The following is a 17,970-nucleotide window of genomic DNA, read 5'->3' as shown; positions in this document are numbered from 1 at the left end:
GTGTCGGCGTCCGTCCTCTACGGTGTCCCCGAGATCGTCAGGGAGGGTCCATGTCATCGACCGGAACAGTGCCGCCCGAGGCCGTCGCGCCGCTGATGCGCGGGCTCATGGTGCTGCGCCGGCTCACCGACGCCGACGGGGTCCTCAGCCTCAGCGCGCTGGAGCGCATCACCGGCCTCGCCCGCTCCACCGTCGACCGGGTGACCGGCACGCTCGCCCGCATGGGATACGTACGCCTCGACGGCCGTGACGTCTTCCTCGCGCCCCGGCTGATGGATCTGGGCAACGCCTACCTGGCCGCCCTCGGGCTCCCCGGGCTGCTCGGAGGCCCCGCCGACGCGCTCGCGGACGCGCTGGACGAGTCGGTGTCCCTCGCGGTCGCGGACGGCGACGGCGTCCGCTTCGTCCACCAGGCAACCCGTCGGCGCGCGATGTCCCTCAGCTTCCGCATCGGCGACCTGCTCCCGGCCGAACGGACCGCCCCGGGAGCGCTGGTGGCCGCCGACTGGACGGAGGCGGAGTGGGCGAGCTGGCGGGCGCGCAGGGCGGCCGACCCCCGGGCGGCGGGCTTTCCCGCCGTCCCGCCCGGCGACGGGCCGGACGAGAAGGAGTTCGCCGCGGTCGCGGCGCGCGCCGGTGAGCACGGCTGGGCCCTGGACGACCAGCTCATCGAGCCGGGCCTCGTCGCCCTCGCGCTGCCCGTACGGGACGCGGACGGCGCGGTCGCCTGCGTGGCGAGCGTGGTCAGCCACACCAGCCGCCACACGGCCGAGTCGTTGCGCGAGGCGATGCTGCCCCGCCTGCGGAGCGCGGTCGCGGACTGGGAGACCCTGCTGGCGGGGCGGGGGAGCGAGGCGGCCACGGGGTCGCATTCCCGCCCGCGGGACCCGGCGGACCCTCCGCCCGGCCTCGCCGACTGGACCCACGCCTCGAAGCAGGAGCTCGGCCGGGGCTTCATCGAGTCGCTCGCCCGGGGACTCACGGTCCTCACCGCGTTCGGCGAGGGCCGGGCCGCGCTCTCCCTGAGCGCCGTCGCCGAGGCCACCGGGCTCGCCCGGGCGACCGCACGGCGTGCCCTGATCACCCTGGACCATCTCGGGTACGTCGGCGTCGAGGGGCGCCTGTTCCGGCTCACCCCGAGGGTCCTCGCCCTCGGCTACCCGTACCTCTCGCGACTTCCGCTCCCGCAGATCGCGGCTCCGCACCTGGCCGGACTCTCGCGGCGCGTCCACGACTCGGCGTCCCTCGCGGTGCTCGCAGGCCATGACGTCCGGTACACCGCCCGGGTCGCCACGCGCCGGATCATGAGCGTCCACATCACCGTCGGCACCCGCTTCCCCGCCCACGCCACCTCGCTGGGCCGGGTGATGCTCGCCGACCTGCCGTCCGACGCCCGTGCCGCGTGGCTGGCGGAGACCGAGCCGCAGGCCCTCACCCCGCACACCCTCACCTCGGCCGCAGAGCTCGCCGCCGTCCTGGAGCGGGTGCGGGAGCAGGGGTACGCCCTCGTCGACGAGGAGCTGGAGCAGGGGCTGCGCTCGATCGCCGTGCCGGTGCGCGACCGCGCGGGCGCGGTGGTGGCCGCCGTGAACGTGGCCATGCACAGCAGCCGCCGCACGGTGGAGGAGTGTGTCGCCGAGGTGCTCCCCGAACTGCGCGCCACGGCCGCCCGCATCGAGGAGGACCTCCGCACGGCGGGCCGCTTCACCCACGTGCCCGAAGCCTGACCGGCCGGGCCACGTGCGGTACGGGCGTCCCGCCGCCCCTTCCTGACAGCCGTCAGGAGTCCGTGGCCTCCGACGGGTCCCGCAGGCGTTCCGCCGCGTCCGACACCCGCAGCATCAGGCTCATGAACTGGGCCTGCTCCTCCGCCGAGAGGGGGGCCAGGAAGACCTGGTTCATCCGCGCCGTGCGGACCGTCAGCCGACGGTGGGTCCGGCGCCCGTCCTCGGTCAGGCGCAGCAGGTAGCGGCGGCCGTCCTCGGTGTCGCGCACCTTGTCGAGCAGACCGCGGCGCGTGAGCCGGCTGACGACCTCGGCGATCGTGGAGCGGTCCAGGCCCACGCGCTCGCCCACCGTCCGCTGATCGAGCCCCGGCTCGGCGGTCAGCGCGTTGAGGACGCCGAACTGCGGGGAGGTGATCTCCTCCGAGACCATCATCGTCCACAGCAGGTGGTGCGCCTGCTGGAGCCGTCGGGCCAGGTGCCCGGGATGGGTCGTCAGATCGACCGCGGCCATCGTCTGCCTCCGGTTGAGTTCGTCGGTGTACTGAACGATACGCCCCCGCACCCGAAGGCTATTGACGCATACGAGGCCCGATGCCAGCATGGCGGCATCGCTCCAGATGCTCAGTGCACTGACTAATTCCTGCATTCCTCGTTTCCTCGATCTCTCGATCTCTCGACTCGACTCCGGAGGCTCTCCGTATGGACAAGGTCGTCCCCACCGCAGCCGACGCGGTGGCCGACGTGGGCGACGGGGTCTCGCTCGCCGTCGGCGGCTTCGGCCTCAGCGGCGTGCCCGCCGTGCTCATCGACGCCGTCCACCGGCGCGGCTCCACCGGACTGCGCATCGTCTCCAACAACTGCGGGGCGATGGACTCCGGCCTGGCCGTCCTCCTCTCCGCGGGCCGCATCGCCCGTGTCACGGGCTCGTACATCGGCGCCAACAAGGAGTTCGCCCGTCAGTACCTCGCCGGTGAGCTGGAGGTGGAGCTGATCCCGCAGGGCACTCTCGCCGAGCGGCTCCGGGCCGGCGGCTGCGGGATCCCCGCCTTCTACACCCCCGCGGGCGTCGGCACCCAGATCGCCGACGGCGGCCTGCCCTGGCGCTACGACGGTGAGGGCGGCGTCGCTCTCACCTCGCCGGCCAAGGAGGTACGGGAGTTCGACGGCGTCCCGTACGTGCTGGAGCGCGCCATCCGCACCGACTTCGCGCTCGTCCGCGCCGCGCGCGGCGACCGCCACGGCAACCTCGTCTTCCGGAAGTCGGCGCGGAACTTCAACCCCCTCGCCGCGATGGCCGGAAGGGTCACGATCGCCGAGGTCGAGGAACTGGTCGAGCCGGGCGAGCTCGACCCCGACGCCGTGCACCTCCCCGGCGTCTTCGTCCGGCGTGTCGTCGCCCTGACCCCCGAACAGGCCGGGGAGAAGCGCATAGAGAGGAGGACCACGCGATGAGCTGGACCCGCGAGCAGATGGCCGCCCGCGCCGCGCGCGAGCTGCGGGACGGCCAGTACGTCAATCTGGGCATCGGACTCCCGACCCTGATCCCCAACCACCTCCCCGAGGGGGTGGAGGTGATCCTGGAGTCGGAGAACGGGATCCTCGGCACCGGCCCGTACCCCACCGAGGACGAGGTCGACCCCGATCTCATCAACGCGGGCAAGGAGACCGTCACCGTCCTGCCCGGTGCCTCCTACTTCGACTCCGCGCTCTCCTTCGGGATGATCCGTGGCGGCCACATCGACGTCGCCGTGCTCGGCGCCATGCAGGTCTCCGCCCGCGGCGACCTCGCCAACTGGGCCGTACCGGGCAAGCTCGTCACGGGCATCGGCGGAGCGATGGACCTCGTCCACGGCGCCCGGACCGTCATCGTCGTGATGACCCACACCGCCAAGGACGGCACCCCGAAGATCGTGGAGGAGTGCACCCTCCCGCTGACCGGCCGCGGCTGCGTGGACCGGATCGTCACCGACCTCGGTGTCCTCGACGTCACCGACGACGGCCTCGTCCTCATCGAGACCGCACCCGGCGTCGACCCCGCCGACGTCCTCGCCAGGACGGCGGCCGCGGTCCACCGCGTCGCCGACGTACCGCCCGGGGAGGCCCCGCCCACCGGCACCCCCGCCGCCGACACCTCCGCCCGCTGACACCTCCGGGAACCTCCATGGCCCTCACCCAGTCGGACATCGACACCGAGATGGACGAGCTCCAGAACGCCTATGACAAGGAGCTGGCCGCCGGCGCCGCGCCCCGCGTCCACCCGCCCCGCGCCTACGCCCCGTACCGCAGCTCCCTGCTCCGCCACCCCCGGCATCCGCTCGTCGCCGTGGACGGCGGAGACCCCGAGACCGTCGAACTCTCCGGCCCCGTCTTCGGCCCCACCGACATCGCCGAGACCGACAACGACCTCACCCGCCGGCACGGGGGCGAACCCCTCGGCGAGCGGATCACCGTCTCCGGACGCCTCCTCGACCGGGCGGGCCGCCCCGTACGCGGACAGCTCATCGAGGTGTGGCAGGCCAACGCCTCCGGCCGGTACGCCCATCTGCGCGACCAGCACCCGGCGCCGCTCGACCCGAACTTCACCGGCGTCGGCCGGACCCTCACCGACGACGAGGGCCGCTACACCTTCACCACCGTCAGGCCCGGCGCCTACCCGTGGCGCAACCACACGGGCGCCTGGCGCCCCGCCCACATCCACTTCTCCGTCTTCGGTACGGCCTTCACCCAGCGGCTCGTGACGCAGATGTACTTCCCCGGCGACCCGCTCTTCGCCCACGACCCGATCCTGCGCTCCGTCACCGACCGCGCGGCCCGCGAACGGCTCGTCGCCCGCTACGACCACGCGCTGTCGCGGCCCGAGTTCTCCCTCGGCTACGCCTGGGACATCGTCCTCGACGGTCCCTCCGCCACCTGGATCGAAGAAGGGCGCTGACCCGCGATGACTCCTCTCCCCACCCCGTCCCACACCGTCGGCCCGTTCTACGGGTACGCCCTGCCCTTCCCCGAAGGGGAGCGGATGGCGCCCGACGGCCACCCCGACCGGATCGTCCTGCACGGACACGTCTACGACGGCGAGGGCGCCCCCGTCCCCGACGCGCTCCTGGACTTCTGGCAGGCCGCGCCCGACGGCTCCCTCACCGGTGCGCCCGGCTCGATGCGCCGCGACCCCGTCACCGGCGGCCATCTCGGGCGCAACGGAACCGACTTCACCGGATTCGGCCGTGTCGCCACGGACGCCGACGGCCACTACGCACTCGCCACGCTGCCGCCCGGCAACGCGGGCCTGCCGTACGTCAGCGTCTGCGTCTTCGCCCGCGGCCTGCTGCACCACCTCTTCACCCGGGCGTACCTGCGGGACGGCGCCGACGCGCTGCTGGACGCCCTCCCGCCCGAGCGCCGCGCCACACTGATCGCCAGGCTCGACGAGGCGACCGCGGCGGCGCCCCGTGCCCACCGCTTCGACATCCGCCTCCAGGGCGAAGGCGAGACGGTCTTCCTGGAGTTCGTATGACGTCCGAACCGACCGACGCGGGCCTCCTCGCGCCGGGGCGCGCGGGCTCACCGGCCGAGGCCGCGACCGGCGACACCGCGTTCCTGCGTGCGCTCCTCGACGCGGAGGCGGCTCTCGCCCGCGCCCAGGCCGCCACCGGGCAGGCACCTCACGAGGCCGCCGAGGCGGTGACGGCGGGGGCGGCGGACACCGCCCGCTTCGACGCACGCGACATCGCCCTGCGCGCGCGGTCCGGCGGCAACCCCGTGATCCCTCTCGTCGCGGACCTCGCCGCCGCGGTCCCGGCGCGGTGGCGTCCCTACGTCCACCGAGGAGCGACCAGCCAGGACATCATGGACACCGCGACGATGCTGGTCGCGCGCCGCACGCTGGACCTGATCCTGGTCGACCTGGGCCGTACGGAGCGGGCGCTGCGCACGCTGGCCGCCGCGCACCGGGACACGGCCATGCCGGGCCGCACCCTCACCCAGCACGCCGTGCCCACCACCTTCGGCCTCAAGGCCGCGGGCTGGCGGGCGCTCGTCCTCGACGCGCGCGACCGCCTCCGCACGGTACGGGCCTCGCTGCCCGCCCAACTCGGAGGCGCCGCCGGGACGCTGGCCGCCTTCGACGCGTACGGCGAAGGCGTGCCGGAAAGCGCCGGCCGGCTCGTGGCCGCCTTCGCGCGGGAGACCGGCCTCGCCGAGCCCGGGCTGCCCTGGCACACCCTGCGCACCCCGGTCGCCGACCTGGCGGGAGCCCTGGCCTTCACCGCCGGGGCCCTCGGGAAGACCGCCGCCGACGTCCTCGTCCTCTCCCGGACCGAGATCGCGGAGGTGACAGAGGGGACGGGCGGGGGCTCCTCCGCCATGCCGCACAAGGCGAACCCCGTGCGCGCGACGCTCGTCGCCGCGGCCGCGCGGCGCGCCCCGCACCTGGCCGCCGCGCTGTACGGCTCGCTGGCCGCCGAGGACGAGCGGCCCGCGGGCGCCTGGCACGCCGAGTGGGAGCCGCTGCGCGAACTGCTCCGGCTCGTGGGCGGGGCGGCCCGCGACGCCGCCGAACTGGCCTCGGGGCTACGGGTCCACGCCGACGTCATGCGTCACCACCTCGACCTCACCGGTGGGCTGATCGTCTCCGAGCGGGTCTCCGCCGCTCTCGCCCCCCTGCTCGGACGCGACCGTGCGAAGGAGCTCCTCACCGAACTCGCCCGGCGCTCCCGCACCGAGGGGCTCCCGCTCGCCGAACTGCTCGCCGAACTGCTCGCCGGACTGCTCGCCGGACTGCCCGAGACGGCGGAGACCGGCCTCGACCTCGACGAACTCGCCGACCCCACCCGCTACACCGGCTCCGCCCGAGCCCTGACCGACCGCGCCCTGGAGCGACCGTGACCACCACCGCCACCCCGTCGCCGTACGCGGGACTGCACCACCGTGTCGAGGGGCCGCCCGGCGCGCCCGTGCTGATCCTCGGGCCCTCGCTCGGCACGTCCACCGCCCTCTGGGACGCGGTCGCGCCCGAACTGTCGGCCACCCACCGGATCGTCCGCTGGGACCTGCCCGGCCACGGCGGCTCACCCGCCTCGCTCATCGGCCCCGGAGCGACCGTCGCCGACCTGGCCCGTCTCGTGCGTGACCTCGCCGACGCGCTCGGCGCCGACCGCTTCTCGTACGCCGGAGTCTCCCTCGGCGGCGCGGTGGGTCTGCATCTCGCCGCCCACCACCCCCGGCGGGTGGAGCGGCTCGCGGTGCTCTGCTCCTCCGCGCACTTCGGGCCCGCCGCGCACTGGGCCGACCGCGCGGCGACCGTCCGTCGGGAGGGCCTGGCCGCACTCGCGGAGAGAGCACCCGCGCGCTGGTTCACCCCGGGCTTCACCGTTGCGCGTCTCGTCGACGACCACCGCCGCGCGGACCCCGAGGCCTACGCCGCCTGCTGCGACGCCCTCGCCGCCTTCGACCTGCGGGACCGGCTCTCCTCGATCACCGCCCCCACGCTCCTCGTCGCCGGGCGGGAGGACCCGGCGACCCCGCCCGCACATCTGCGGGAGATCGCGGACGCGATCCCCGGCGCGACGCTCACCGAGCTCCCGGGCGCCTCCCACCTGGCCCCGGCCGAACGGCCCGAGGCCGTACTCGCCGCGCTGCGCGGCCACCTCACGGACGGCGGCGCGAAGCGGGGCATGGAGGCCCGCCGCCAGGTGCTCGGCGACGCGCACGTGGACCGTGCGCAGGCGGGCCAGACCGCGTTCACGGCACCGTTCCAGGACTTCATCGCGCGCTACGCCTGGGGCGAGATCTGGACCGACCCCACGCTCTCGCGGCGCGAGCGGAGCCTGGTGACCCTGACGGCGCTGGTGGCCCGCGGCCATCTCGACGAGCTGGCGATGCATGTCCGCGCGGCCCGCGGCAACGGGCTCTCGCCGGAGGAGATCGGGGCCGTCCTGCTCCAGACCGCGGTCTACTGCGGCGTGCCGGCGGCCAACGCGGCCTTCGCCGTGGCCCAGCGCGTCCTCGCGGAGGAGACCCCGCCCGGGGGGTGAGGGGCCCGGCGCACCGCCGCTGCCGGCCTTCAGGCGATGTGACAATCGTTTTCATCGCGTGCGGGGGTCGGCCGTGCGGCGTACGCCCGGCGTGCGGTCCATCGGCCGAGGGCGGAGCATGAACGTGAGGAGGGTGGGGGCGGCGAACCAGGAGGCTGCCATGCCCGACGCGCTCGTCGTGCTGAAGGACGTGAACAAACACTTCGGCGAACTCCATGTGCTCCAGTCCATCGACCTGACCGTCGGCCGTGGCGAGGTCGTCGTGGTCATCGGACCCTCCGGCGGCGGGAAGTCGACCCTCTGCCGGGCCATCAACCGCCTGGAGACCATCGACTCCGGCGAGATCGTCATCGACGGCAAGCCGCTGCCCGCCGAGGGCCGTGAGCTCGCCGCGCTCCGTGCCGACGTCGGCATGGTGTTCCAGTCGTTCAACCTCTTCGCGCACAAGACCGTGCTCGAGAACGTCACCCTCGGCCAGATCAAGGTCCGTAAGAAGGACAAGAAGGCCGCCGAGCAGCGGGCCCGTGAGCTGCTCGACCGTGTCGGGGTCGCGTCCCAGGCGGACAAGTACCCCGCGCAGCTCTCCGGCGGCCAGCAGCAGCGCGTCGCCATCGCCCGCGCGCTGGCGATGGAGCCGAAGGTGATGCTCTTCGACGAGCCGACCTCCGCGCTCGACCCCGAGATGATCAACGAGGTACTGGAGGTCATGCAGCAGCTCGCCCGTGACGGAATGACCATGGTCGTCGTCACGCACGAGATGGGCTTCGCACGCTCCGCGGCCAACCGTGTGGTGTTCATGGCGGACGGCAGGATCGTGGAGGAGACCACACCCGACCAGTTCTTCAGCAATCCGAGCAGCGACCGCGCCAAGGACTTCCTCTCGAAGATCCTTCACCACTGACCCGCGGTCGCCCTGCCCAGCAGCCCCAGGGGTGATCACATGAATCCGCGCAAGCGCACCAAAGCCGTCGTGGCGGCCGCCGCCGCCCTCGCCCTCTCCTTCTCCCTGGCCGCCTGCAGCGACGACAGCGGGAGCGGGTCGAGCGGCGACGACGAGAAGATCACCGTCGGCATCAAGTACGACCAGCCCGGCGTCGGGCTGAAGACGCCGGACGGCACGTACACCGGCTTCGACGTCGACGTGGCGACGTACGTGGCCAAGCAGCTCGGCCGCGATCCCGGGGACATCGAGTGGAAGGAGGCCAAGAGCGCCGACCGCGAGACGATGCTGGAGCGCGGCGACGTCGACTTCATCGCGGCCTCGTACTCGATCAACGACCAGCGGGAGGAGAAGGTCGACTTCGCCGGTCCGTACCTCCTGGCCCACCAGGACGTGCTGATCCGCGCCGACGACAACTCCATCACCAAGCCCGAGGACCTGAACAACAAGAAGCTCTGCTCGGTCACCGGTTCCACGTCCGCGCAGAACGTCAAGGACAAGATCGCCCCCGACGCGCAGCTCCAGGAGTACGGCGGGTACTCGGAGTGCCTGACCGGCCTGGAGAACGGCGTGATCGACGCGGTCACCACCGATGACGCGATTCTCGCCGGCTACGCCTCGCAGCCGGAGTTCGAGGGCAAGTTCAAGCTCGGTGGCTTCGAGATGAGCAACGAGAACTACGGAATCGGCGTCCAGGAGGGCAGCGAGCTCAAGGCGCAGATCAACGACGCCCTCGAGAAGATGGTCGCCGACGGATCCTGGGACGCAGCCGTGAAGAAGAACTTCGGACCGGCGGAGTACCAGAACGAGCCCGCGCCGGAGGTCGGCGTCGTCGTCAAGTGAGCGGCAGGCCCACGTGTTCGACTTCCTCGAAGGGTACGACCTGCTGGGAGCCTTCTGGGTGACGGTGCAGCTCACCGTCTACTCCGCGATCGGCTCCCTGATCTGGGGGACGTTGCTGGCCGCCATGCGCGTCAGCCCCGTCCCCCTGATGCGGGGCTTCGGCACCGCCTACGTGAACATCGTCCGCAACATTCCCTTGACGGTCATCATCGTCTTCACCTCGCTCGGTCTGTTCCAGACGCTCGGGGTCAACATGGGTGCGGAGGACTTCACCACCATCAACTTCCGGCTCGCCGTCCTCGGACTGACCGCGTACACGTCCGCCTTCGTCTGCGAGGCGGTGCGCTCCGGCATCAACACCGTGCCCCTCGGTCAGGTCGAGGCGGCCCGCGCGATCGGACTCAACTTCCCCCAGGTGCTGCGCCTGATCGTGCTCCCGCAGGCCTTCCGCTCGGTCGTCGGACCCCTGGCGAACGTGCTGATCGCCCTCACCAAGAACACCACCGTGGCCGCGGCCATCGGCGTCGCCGAAGCCGCCCTGCTCATGCGGGAGATGATCGAGAACGAGGCCCAGCTCATCCTCATCTCGGTGATCTTCGCGGTCGGCTTCATCTGCCTCACGCTGCCCATGGGGCTGTTGCTCGGCTGGGTGAGCAAGAAGGTGGCGGTGAAGCGATGAAGGCCAAGCCCACCGTCCTCTTCGACGTCCCCGGGAAGCGCGCGAAGCGCCGCAACGTCCTCTACACCGTGCTGTTCCTGATCGGCCTGGGCGCGGTGATCTGGTGGGTCGTGGTGACCCTCGTCGACCAGGGGCAGTTGGAATGGGACAAGTGGTCCCCCTTCTTCACGGACTCCCGCACGTGGACCACGTTCCTCCTGCCCGCCCTGAAGAACACCCTCGTCGCCGCCGCGCTCGCCGTGGTCATCGCACTGCCCGTCGGAGCCCTTCTCGGCATCGGCCGGCTTTCCGAGCACCGCTGGGTGCGGGGCGCGGCCGGCACGGTGGTGGAGTTCTTCCGTGCCATTCCCGTGCTCATCCTGATGCTCTTCGCCAACGCGGCCTACTCCGAGTTCACCGACATCAGTCCGGAGAGCCGCCCGCTCTACGCGGTCGTCACCGGACTCGTCCTCTACAACGCCTCGGTCCTCGCCGAGGTGGTCCGGGCCGGCATCCTCTCCCTGCCCGGCGGCCAGACGGACGCCGCGAAGGCGATCGGCATGCGCAAGGGCCAGACCATGGCGTACGTCCTGCTGCCCCAGTCGGTCACCGCGATGCTCCCTGCGCTCGTCAGCCAGCTCGTCGTCATCGTCAAGGACACGGCGCTCGGCGGAGCCATGCTCGGCTTCTCCGAGCTGCTCGCGTCCGTGCGCCCGATGAGCGCGAACTACGGCGCCAACACGATCGCCAGCTTCACCGTCGTCGCCGTCATCTTCGTGATCCTGAACTTCGCGCTCACCACCTTCGCCGGCTGGCTGGAGCGCAGGCTGCGCCGCGCGAAGAAGTCCACGGGCGCGGTCGTCGGCGCGGGCGCGGTGGAGGAACTCGCCACCCCGGGCGAACACGTCGGCCCCACCGACGAGACCAGGTGACGGCACGGCGGGCCCCCTGGATCCCCGGGAGGTCAGTCCTGCGGGAAGGCGAGGACGGCCACCGGGGCCGAGGTCGGGTGGGGCGAGCCGCCCGCCGGTTCCACGGTGATGCCCATGCCCGACGCCCCGCTCACGGGACCCTCCAGCAGGGTCGCCTCGGTGGTGGCGCGCGGGTCCATCAGCCCCGCGGGTCGCATGGTGCCGGCGTCGTCGTACCAGAGCTGGTAGACCTTTCCGCTCGGCGGCGCCGACATGCCGGACGCCGCGAACACCGCCCGGTCCAGCGAGCGGGAGACGACGACCGTACCCACGGCACCCCCCTCGACGCGGGTGGCCGAGATCCGGGCGTCCGGTGCGGCCAGGACCGCGGCGACCGCGTCGTTCGCCCCGCGCGCCTGGCGGGCCTCCTGCCGCGCCTCCTCCGCCTGCCCGTACTGCCAGACCGCGACGCCCCCCAGCCCGGCGGCACCCGCCAGGCACGCCGCGAGGGCCCAGTGGGACAGCCGGCGCAGCCCGCGACGCCCCAGCGGGGAGCGCTCCGCCGACGTCCGCGGCGGCTCCTGGCGTACGGTCGCGATCCGGCCCATCACCCCCGTCCGCAGGGACGCCGTCGGTGTCACCGCGACGGCGAGACCGAGCCTGGTCACCGTCTCGGAGAACTCCTGAACCTCCTCGGCACACGACGAGCACCCCGTCAGATGCCGCTCCACGGCCTCGCGCTCCCCGGAGTCCAGCGCGTCGAGCGCATAGGCGCCGGTCAGGGTGTGCGGATCCATCGCGTTCACGCGCCCACCCCCAGGCAGTCCCGGAGCCGGATGAGGCCGTCGCGCAGCCGCGTCTTGACGGTTCCCAGCGGCAGGGTCAGCAGTTCCGCGACCTCCCGGTAGGTGAGTCCGCGGTAGTACGCCAGCGTCACCGACTGGCGCTGCAGCTCCGTCAGACCGCGCAGACAGCGCCGGAGCTGTTCGCGCTCCAGCCGGAGCTCGACCTGTTCCACCACCTCGTCGTACGCCGGTGTGTGTTCCAGCAGCGCCACCCGTGCCTCCCGGTCGCTCGCCGCCTGCTCGGAGCGCACCCGGTCGACCGCCCTGCGGTGCGCGAGCGTCAGGACCCAGGTCATCACCGACCCCCGGGAGGGCTCGTAGCGGGCCGCCGTTCGCCAGACCTCGACGAGCACCTCCTGCGCGACCTCCTCCGACTGCGCGGGGTCCCGCACCACCCTGCGGACAAGGCCGAGGACCGGCCCGGAGACCGCCTCGAAGACCGCCGCGAACGCCTGCTGGTCCCCGTGGGCCACGCGCGCCATCACCTCGGGTAGATCCGGAGCCGGGGACGGCGCCCTGCCGATCTGCACGTTCTCTCTCACCGGGAAGGCCTCCAGAAGCACTCGGGTACGAGGAGCATTCGGAGCCGTCGGCCCGCCGGACGGGTCGCGTCCCGGACGCGTCCGGGCGCGGCCCCGTGCCGCCGAGGGCGACAAACGTTCCTCATGACTCATTCGGGTGAGGGAGCCATCCGGAGGCGCTCGCGTGACGAATAACCGGCGTGGGCCACCGACCGGTGGACCCGACGACTCAGGAGCGATCATGAACAGCCAGAGCTACCGCCGCGCCGCCGTCGCCGTCACCGCTGCCGTGCTGCTGCCGCTGGGCCTCTCCGCCTGCGCGGGCGGCGGGTCGGACAGCGAGGCCGCGGCAGCGCCGGACGCCGCCACCTCGCAGCCGGCCTCGGACGGCACGGCTGCCGACAAGCCCTTCGGCCCCGCCTGTGCCTCGGTGCCGAAGGAGGGCGCCGGGTCCTTCGAAGGGATGGCCGAGGACCCGGTCGCCACGGCCGCCGCGAACAACCCGGAGCTGTCCACGCTGGTCGCCGCCGTCAAGCAGGCCGGCCTCGTGGACACCCTGAACAACGCGGAGAACATCACGGTCTTCGCGCCGACGAACGACGCCTTCGCCAAGATCCCGAAGGCCGACCTGGACAAGGTCCTCGCCGACAAGGAGCAGCTCACCAACATCCTCACGTACCACGTCGTCGGCCAGAAGCTGACGCCGCAGCAGCTGGAGAACGGCTCGTTCGCGACCCTGCAGAAGAGCACGCTCACCACCTCGGGTTCGGGGGAGGAGTACACGGTCAACGACTCCTCGAAGGTCGTGTGCGGCAACGTGCCCACCGCCAACGCCACGGTCTACATCGTCGACACGGTGCTGATGCCGAAGTAGTCCGAGCCCTCCTCGCGCCCCGTTCCCGCCGAAACCGCCGCCACCCCGCCCCGAGCCGGGTGGCGGCGGTACGGCCTCACCCGGTGGTGGCGGAGTCCGGGCGGCGGCTGAGCGCGCCGGGCCACCAGGCGACGGGGCCGAGGTCCCGCACGAGGGCCGGCACCAGCAGGGAGCGGACGACGAGGGTGTCCAGGAGGACGCCGAAGGCGACGATGAAGGCGATCTGCACCAGGAACGCCAGCGGAATGACGCCCAGCGCCGCGAAGGTGGCGGCCAGGACGACACCGGCGGAGGTGATGACACCACCGGTCGCGGTCAGCCCACGCAGCACGCCCTCACGGACCCCGTGCCGCAGTGACTCCTCCCGGACCCGGGACATCAGGAAGATGTTGTAGTCCACGCCGAGGGCGACCAGGAACACGAACCCGTAGAGCGGGACCGAGGAGTCGGTGCCGGTGAAGCCGAACACGTGCTGGAACACCAGCGCCGAGACGCCGAGCGTGGCGACGAAGTTCAGGGCCACCGTGGCGACGAGCAGCAGGGGCATCAGCAGGGAACGGAGCAGGCCGACGAGGATGACCAGGATGATCGCGAGCACCACCGGCACGATGAGCATCCGGTCGCGCTCGGCGGTCCGTTGGGTGTCGTACCGCTGCGCGGTGTACCCGCCGACGAGCGCGTCCGCCCCCGGCACCGCGTGAACGGCGGTACGGAGCCGGGCGACGGCCTCCTTGGCGGCCTCGCTGTCGGCGGCGTCGGACAGGGTGACGTCGATCCGGACCCGGCCGTCGACGACGAGCGGCGCACCGGCCCCCGGCCGGCCGGAGGCGGTGACCGCGGTGACCGAGTCCACGCCGTCGACGCCCTCGGCGGCCGAGGTGACGCCGTCCAGCGCGGCGGCGTCGGCGATCACGATCGCCGGATTGCCCGCGCCGCCGGGGAAGTGACGGCCGAGGGTCTCCTGCGCGGCGACGGAGGGGGCGTCGTTGACGAAGATCTCGTCGAGCGGAACCCCCTGGGACTGCAGGGTGGGTGCGAAGGCGGCGCAGGCGAGGAGCCCGGCGAGCGTCCCCGCCCAGACCTTGCGCGGGGCACGGTCCACGAGCGCGGCCACCCGTCGCCAGATGCCGTGGCCGCCGGTCGCGGAGTCGCCGCTCCCGGAGTCGGACGGACGCGGCCGGGCGGGCCAGTACGCGGCGCGGCCGAGCAGGACGAGGACGGCGGGCAGGAAGGTCAGGGCGCTCAGTACGGCGCAGACGATGCCGATGGCGCCCACCGGCCCCAGCGCCCGGTTGTTCGTCAGATCGCTGAAGAGCAGGGCGAGCAGGCCGAGCGCCACGGTGGCCGCGCTGGCCGTGATCGGCCCGGCGGACCGGCGCAGCGCGGCGCGCATGGCGGGGTACCGGTCGCCGTCGCGGCGGGTGAGCTCCTCCCGGTACCGGGCGGCGAGGAGCAGCGCGTAGTCGGTGGCGGCGCCGATGACCAGGATCGACAGGATGCCCTGCACCTGACCGTCCACGCGGACGACATCGTGGTCGGCGAGGACGTACACGACGGCGCAGGCCAGGGCGAGCGAGAACACCGCACCCAGGATGATGACCAGAGGGAGCAGCACGCTGCGGTACACCAGCAGCAGGATGAGCAGCACCGTGACCAGGGCGACCGCGAGCAGCAGTCCGTCGATGCCGGCGAAGGCGTCCGACAGGTCGGCCTGGGTGGCGGCGGGGCCGGCGAGCCAGACGGTCGTCCCCGGCACCGAGGACGCCGCCCGGTCGATCGACCGCAGCGTGGGCGCCAACTCCTCGCCCAGGTCCGGGCGGAGCTGGACGACTCCGCGCAGCGCCTCCCCGTCCTCGGAGGGCAGGGCCGGGGACGGCGTACCGACGACCCCCGGCTCTCCGGCGAGCGTGGCCAGCGCGCGGGTGGCGGCGGACCGCTGCTCCGCGCCGATCGAGCCACCGCCGGGCGCCGTCCAGACGACGAGCGCGGGGAGCGTCTCCTGCTGGCGGAAGGCTCGCTGGGCCTCGATCACCCGGGTCGACTCGGCGCTGCGGGGGAGGAAGGCGGCCTGATCGTTGGTGGCCACCTCACCGAGCTTGCCGGCGTACGGGCCGAGCCCGCCTCCGACGGCGAGCCAGACGACGAGCAGGACGAGGGGCAGCAGACGGCCTGCCCATCGTGTGGGGCTGGACATGCGGACTCCAGGGACGAGGTCTCTCAGGGACACACAGGACGCAGATATCTCGAAGACAAAGTATCTCAATGAGTGAGAGAGATTGAACCATGGTGGAGACGGCGGGACGGAACGGGGCGGCCCCGGGACGGCACGGGGGACGGGGCGGCCCGGGCTTCAGCGACGGGGTACGCGAAGTTCGCCGAGTTCGTCGTTCAGCGCGCTCAGGAACCGCAGCGCCACGGCCAGCTCGTCCTCGTCGAACCGGAGCCGGGCCCGCTCCGCCGCCTGCGCCAGCGGCATGAAGTAGCTCCGCGCGGCGGCCTTCGCCCCCTCCACATAATGCACATGGACGACCCTGCGGTCGGCGCTCTCGCGGGAACGGCGGATGTGTCCGGCCCTCTCGAGCCGGTCGAGACAGGCGGTCACCGCCCCCGAGGTCAGCCCCAGACGCTCCCGCAGCCGGCCCGGCGTCAGGGGCTCGCTGCTGTCCAGGACCACCGAGAGCGCCTGCACGTCCGTGGGATGCAGACCCTGCGCGAGTGCGAAACCGTGGACCAGCCGGTTGATCTCCCCGTTCGTCCGCCGCAGCTCGACGGCGAAACTCTGCAGATCGCCCGGTGCGCGCTCGGGCGCGGTGTCCCCGGTCTCGGATTCCTCTGTGCTGGCCACACGATCAGCCTATAGAAACCGGTCCGTGCATCCACAGCGGCCGTACCCCGGGAAGAGTCGGACGAAGAAACCCGGCCGGCGGGGGAGCGCGGCGCACGCCCCACCTCCCCCGTACGGCGGAACGGAGCACCTCGATGACGGACGCACCAGCCCATGAGTCCCCCGAGCCCCCCACCCCTGGGCCGCTGTGCCTCGTGACCGGAGCCAGCGGCTACATCGGCGGCCGCCTCGTCCCCGAACTCCTGGCGGCCGGATACCGGGTGCGCTGCCTGGCCCGTACCCCCGCGAAACTGCGGGACCATCCCTGGGCCGACGAGGTGGAGACCGTACGCGGCGACGTCACCGACGCCGAGAGCCTCGCCCCCGCCCTCCAGGACGTCGACGTCGCCTACTACCTGGTGCACGCCCTCGGCGGCGGCTCCGACTTCGAGAGCACCGACCGCATGGCGGCCACGACCTTCGCCGAGCAGTCCCGCGCCGCCGGCGTCCGGCGCATCGTCTACCTCGGCGGGCTCGCCCCGCGCGGCGTCCCCGACCGTGACCTCTCGCCGCACCTGCGCTCGCGGGCCGAGGTCGGACGCATCCTCCTGCGATCGGGGGTCCCGACCACCGTGCTCCGCGCCGCCGTCATCATCGGCTCCGGCTCGGCCTCCTTCGAGATGCTCCGCTACCTCACCGAGCGCCTCCCGGTGATGGTCACCCCGAGCTGGGTGCGCACCCGGATCCAGCCGATCGGCGTCCGGGACGTGCTGCGCTACCTCGTCGGCAGCGCGCGCATGCCCCAGGAGGTCAACCGGGCCTTCGACATCGGCGGGCCCGACATCCTCACCTACCTCGGGATGATGCGCAGCTACGCGGCCGTCGCCGGGCTGCCACGACGGCTCATCTTTCCCGTCCCGGTCCTGACACCACGTCTGTCCAGCCTGTGGATCGGACTGGTCACACCGGTTCCCCGGTCCATCGCCCGCCCCCTCGCGGAGTCCCTGAAGTACGAAGTCGTCTGCGACGAGCACGACATCGCCGACCAGGTGCCGGATCCGCCGGGTACCCCCCTCGCCTTCGGCAGGGCGCTCTCCCTCGCGCTCCAGCGGGTCCGCGACGCCCAGGTCACCACGCGCTGGTCCTCCGCGGCCCTGCCCGGCGCCCCGAGCGACCCGCTCCCGACGGACCCCGACTGGGCGGGCGGCAGCCTCTACACCGACGAGCGCGAGCTGACGGTCGACGCGTCACCGCAGGCGCTGTGGCGTGTGGTCGAGGGAATCGGAGGGGAGAACGGCTGGTACTCCTTCCCTCTCGCCTGGGCCGTACGCGGCTGGGTCGACCGGCTCGTCGGCGGGGTGGGACTGCGCCGGGGCAGGCGCGACGCCACACGGCTCAGGGTCGGCGACTCGCTGGACTTCTGGCGGGTCGAGGAGATCGAGCGCGGCCGGCTGCTGCGGCTGCGCGCCGAGATGCGGCTCCCGGGTCTCGCCTGGCTGGAGATGTGCGCCGAGCAGGACCCGGACGGGGTGACCCGCTACCGCCAGCGGGCCCTCTTCCACCCGCGGGGCCTGGCCGGCCACCTCTACTGGTGGAGCGTGTCGCCCTTCCACGCCGTGGTCTTCGGCGGCATGGCCCGCAACATCGCCGAGAGGGCCCGGGCGACCGAGACCACACCGGCTCCGGCCGAACCTCGGCGCCCCGCACCGGTGGCCGGCCCCGCGCCCGCCACGGAGACGGACGGCGACCGATGACCGGCGGCCGGGCCGCCGCATCCGGCGCGGCCCCGTCGGGCGAA

18 protein-coding genes are annotated in these 17,970 nt (G+C 72.8%); 13 read left to right on the top strand and 5 right to left on the bottom strand.

The window, feature by feature from the left end:
- The first annotated feature begins 50 nt into the window (after positions 1 to 50).
- The gene (locus ACFVGW_RS05895) at positions 51 to 1,727 is read left to right on the top strand and encodes an IclR family transcriptional regulator C-terminal domain-containing protein (protein ID WP_385850970.1); all 1,677 of its coding nucleotides are present in this window, start codon (positions 51 to 53) and stop codon (positions 1,725 to 1,727) included.
- 52 nt (positions 1,728 to 1,779) lie between these two features.
- Here the strand turns inward: ACFVGW_RS05895 and ACFVGW_RS05890 are convergent, their stop codons facing one another.
- Positions 1,780 to 2,238 carry a MarR family winged helix-turn-helix transcriptional regulator gene (locus ACFVGW_RS05890; RefSeq protein ID WP_385850969.1) on the bottom strand — a complete coding sequence of 153 codons (459 nt, stop codon included), beginning with the start codon at positions 2,236 to 2,238 and terminating at the stop codon, positions 1,780 to 1,782.
- Positions 2,239 to 2,426: 188 nt separating this feature from the next.
- Between ACFVGW_RS05890 and ACFVGW_RS05885 the strand changes: the two genes are divergently transcribed.
- The 10 genes from ACFVGW_RS05885 to ACFVGW_RS05840 all read left to right on the top strand — a co-directional run bounded on the left by ACFVGW_RS05885 (position 2,427) and on the right by ACFVGW_RS05840 (position 11,129).
- The gene (locus ACFVGW_RS05885; protein ID WP_385850968.1) at positions 2,427 to 3,179 is read left to right on the top strand and encodes a CoA transferase subunit A; all 753 of its coding nucleotides are present in this window, start codon (positions 2,427 to 2,429) and stop codon (positions 3,177 to 3,179) included.
- The gene (locus ACFVGW_RS05880; RefSeq protein ID WP_385850967.1) at positions 3,176 to 3,871 is read left to right on the top strand and encodes a CoA transferase subunit B; all 696 of its coding nucleotides are present in this window, start codon (positions 3,176 to 3,178) and stop codon (positions 3,869 to 3,871) included. The genes ACFVGW_RS05885 and ACFVGW_RS05880 overlap by 4 nt, the downstream gene beginning before the upstream one ends.
- A gap of 17 nt (positions 3,872 to 3,888) precedes the next feature.
- Positions 3,889 to 4,659 carry a protocatechuate 3,4-dioxygenase subunit beta gene (pcaH, locus tag ACFVGW_RS05875; RefSeq protein WP_385850966.1) on the top strand — a complete coding sequence of 257 codons (771 nt, stop codon included), beginning with the start codon at positions 3,889 to 3,891 and terminating at the stop codon, positions 4,657 to 4,659.
- Between the two features lie 6 nt (positions 4,660 to 4,665).
- Positions 4,666 to 5,238 (top strand): protocatechuate 3,4-dioxygenase subunit alpha, encoded by a 573-nt coding sequence (pcaG, locus tag ACFVGW_RS05870; protein WP_385850965.1) that lies wholly within the window; start codon positions 4,666 to 4,668, stop codon positions 5,236 to 5,238.
- Entirely contained in the window at positions 5,235 to 6,608 is a 1,374-nt protein-coding gene (gene pcaB, locus ACFVGW_RS05865; RefSeq protein WP_385850964.1) for a 3-carboxy-cis,cis-muconate cycloisomerase, read from the top strand. The genes pcaG and pcaB overlap by 4 nt, the downstream gene beginning before the upstream one ends.
- Positions 6,605 to 7,756, top strand: coding sequence for a 3-oxoadipate enol-lactonase (gene pcaD, locus ACFVGW_RS05860; RefSeq protein WP_385850963.1), 1,152 nt, complete (start codon positions 6,605 to 6,607; stop codon positions 7,754 to 7,756). Before pcaB ends, pcaD begins: the two co-directional genes overlap by 4 nt.
- 160 nt (positions 7,757 to 7,916) lie before the next feature.
- Complete coding sequence (locus tag ACFVGW_RS05855) at positions 7,917 to 8,657, top strand: amino acid ABC transporter ATP-binding protein (protein ID WP_385850962.1); 741 nt, start codon at positions 7,917 to 7,919, stop codon at positions 8,655 to 8,657.
- 39 nt (positions 8,658 to 8,696) lie between these two features.
- Entirely contained in the window at positions 8,697 to 9,539 is an 843-nt protein-coding gene (locus ACFVGW_RS05850) for a glutamate ABC transporter substrate-binding protein (RefSeq protein WP_385850961.1), read from the top strand.
- 13 nt (positions 9,540 to 9,552) lie between these two features.
- Positions 9,553 to 10,218 carry an amino acid ABC transporter permease gene (locus ACFVGW_RS05845; protein ID WP_260225129.1) on the top strand — a complete coding sequence of 222 codons (666 nt, stop codon included), beginning with the start codon at positions 9,553 to 9,555 and terminating at the stop codon, positions 10,216 to 10,218.
- The gene (locus ACFVGW_RS05840) at positions 10,215 to 11,129 is read left to right on the top strand and encodes an amino acid ABC transporter permease (RefSeq protein ID WP_385850960.1); all 915 of its coding nucleotides are present in this window, start codon (positions 10,215 to 10,217) and stop codon (positions 11,127 to 11,129) included. Before ACFVGW_RS05845 ends, ACFVGW_RS05840 begins: the two co-directional genes overlap by 4 nt.
- Before the next feature lie 32 nt (positions 11,130 to 11,161).
- Here ACFVGW_RS05840 and ACFVGW_RS05835 read toward each other — a convergent pair whose 3' ends face one another.
- Both ACFVGW_RS05835 and ACFVGW_RS05830 read right to left on the bottom strand, forming a co-directional pair.
- Positions 11,162 to 11,914 carry an anti-sigma factor domain-containing protein gene (locus ACFVGW_RS05835; RefSeq protein ID WP_385850959.1) on the bottom strand — a complete coding sequence of 251 codons (753 nt, stop codon included), beginning with the start codon at positions 11,912 to 11,914 and terminating at the stop codon, positions 11,162 to 11,164.
- A complete protein-coding gene (locus tag ACFVGW_RS05830) occupies positions 11,911 to 12,495 on the bottom strand; it encodes a sigma-70 family RNA polymerase sigma factor (RefSeq protein WP_385850958.1) in 585 nt (194 codons plus the stop codon). Before ACFVGW_RS05830 ends, ACFVGW_RS05835 begins: the two co-directional genes overlap by 4 nt.
- A gap of 220 nt (positions 12,496 to 12,715) precedes the next feature.
- Here ACFVGW_RS05830 and ACFVGW_RS05825 point away from each other — a divergent pair, with 220 nt between their 5' ends.
- Positions 12,716 to 13,348, top strand: coding sequence for a fasciclin domain-containing protein (locus ACFVGW_RS05825; protein WP_385850957.1), 633 nt, complete (start codon positions 12,716 to 12,718; stop codon positions 13,346 to 13,348).
- Between the two features lie 76 nt (positions 13,349 to 13,424).
- Here the strand turns inward: ACFVGW_RS05825 and ACFVGW_RS05820 are convergent, their stop codons facing one another.
- On the bottom strand, positions 13,425 to 15,542 hold the full coding sequence (locus tag ACFVGW_RS05820; protein WP_385850956.1) for an MMPL family transporter: 2,118 nt from the start codon (positions 15,540 to 15,542) through the stop codon (positions 13,425 to 13,427).
- Positions 15,543 to 15,698: 156 nt separating this feature from the next.
- A complete protein-coding gene (locus ACFVGW_RS05815) occupies positions 15,699 to 16,193 on the bottom strand; it encodes a MarR family winged helix-turn-helix transcriptional regulator (RefSeq protein ID WP_383294023.1) in 495 nt (164 codons plus the stop codon).
- 134 nt (positions 16,194 to 16,327) lie between these two features.
- Here ACFVGW_RS05815 and ACFVGW_RS05810 point away from each other — a divergent pair, with 134 nt between their 5' ends.
- The gene (locus ACFVGW_RS05810) at positions 16,328 to 17,926 is read left to right on the top strand and encodes an SDR family oxidoreductase (protein ID WP_385850955.1); all 1,599 of its coding nucleotides are present in this window, start codon (positions 16,328 to 16,330) and stop codon (positions 17,924 to 17,926) included.
- Positions 17,927 to 17,970: the final 44 nt, after the last annotated feature.

The organism is Streptomyces sp. NPDC127129 (assembly GCF_042671585.1).
Classification (GTDB): Bacteria; Actinomycetota; Actinomycetes; order Streptomycetales; family Streptomycetaceae; genus Streptomyces.
Note: the sequence above shows the minus strand (reverse complement) of the source record. Positions and strands in the feature narration are given on the sequence as shown.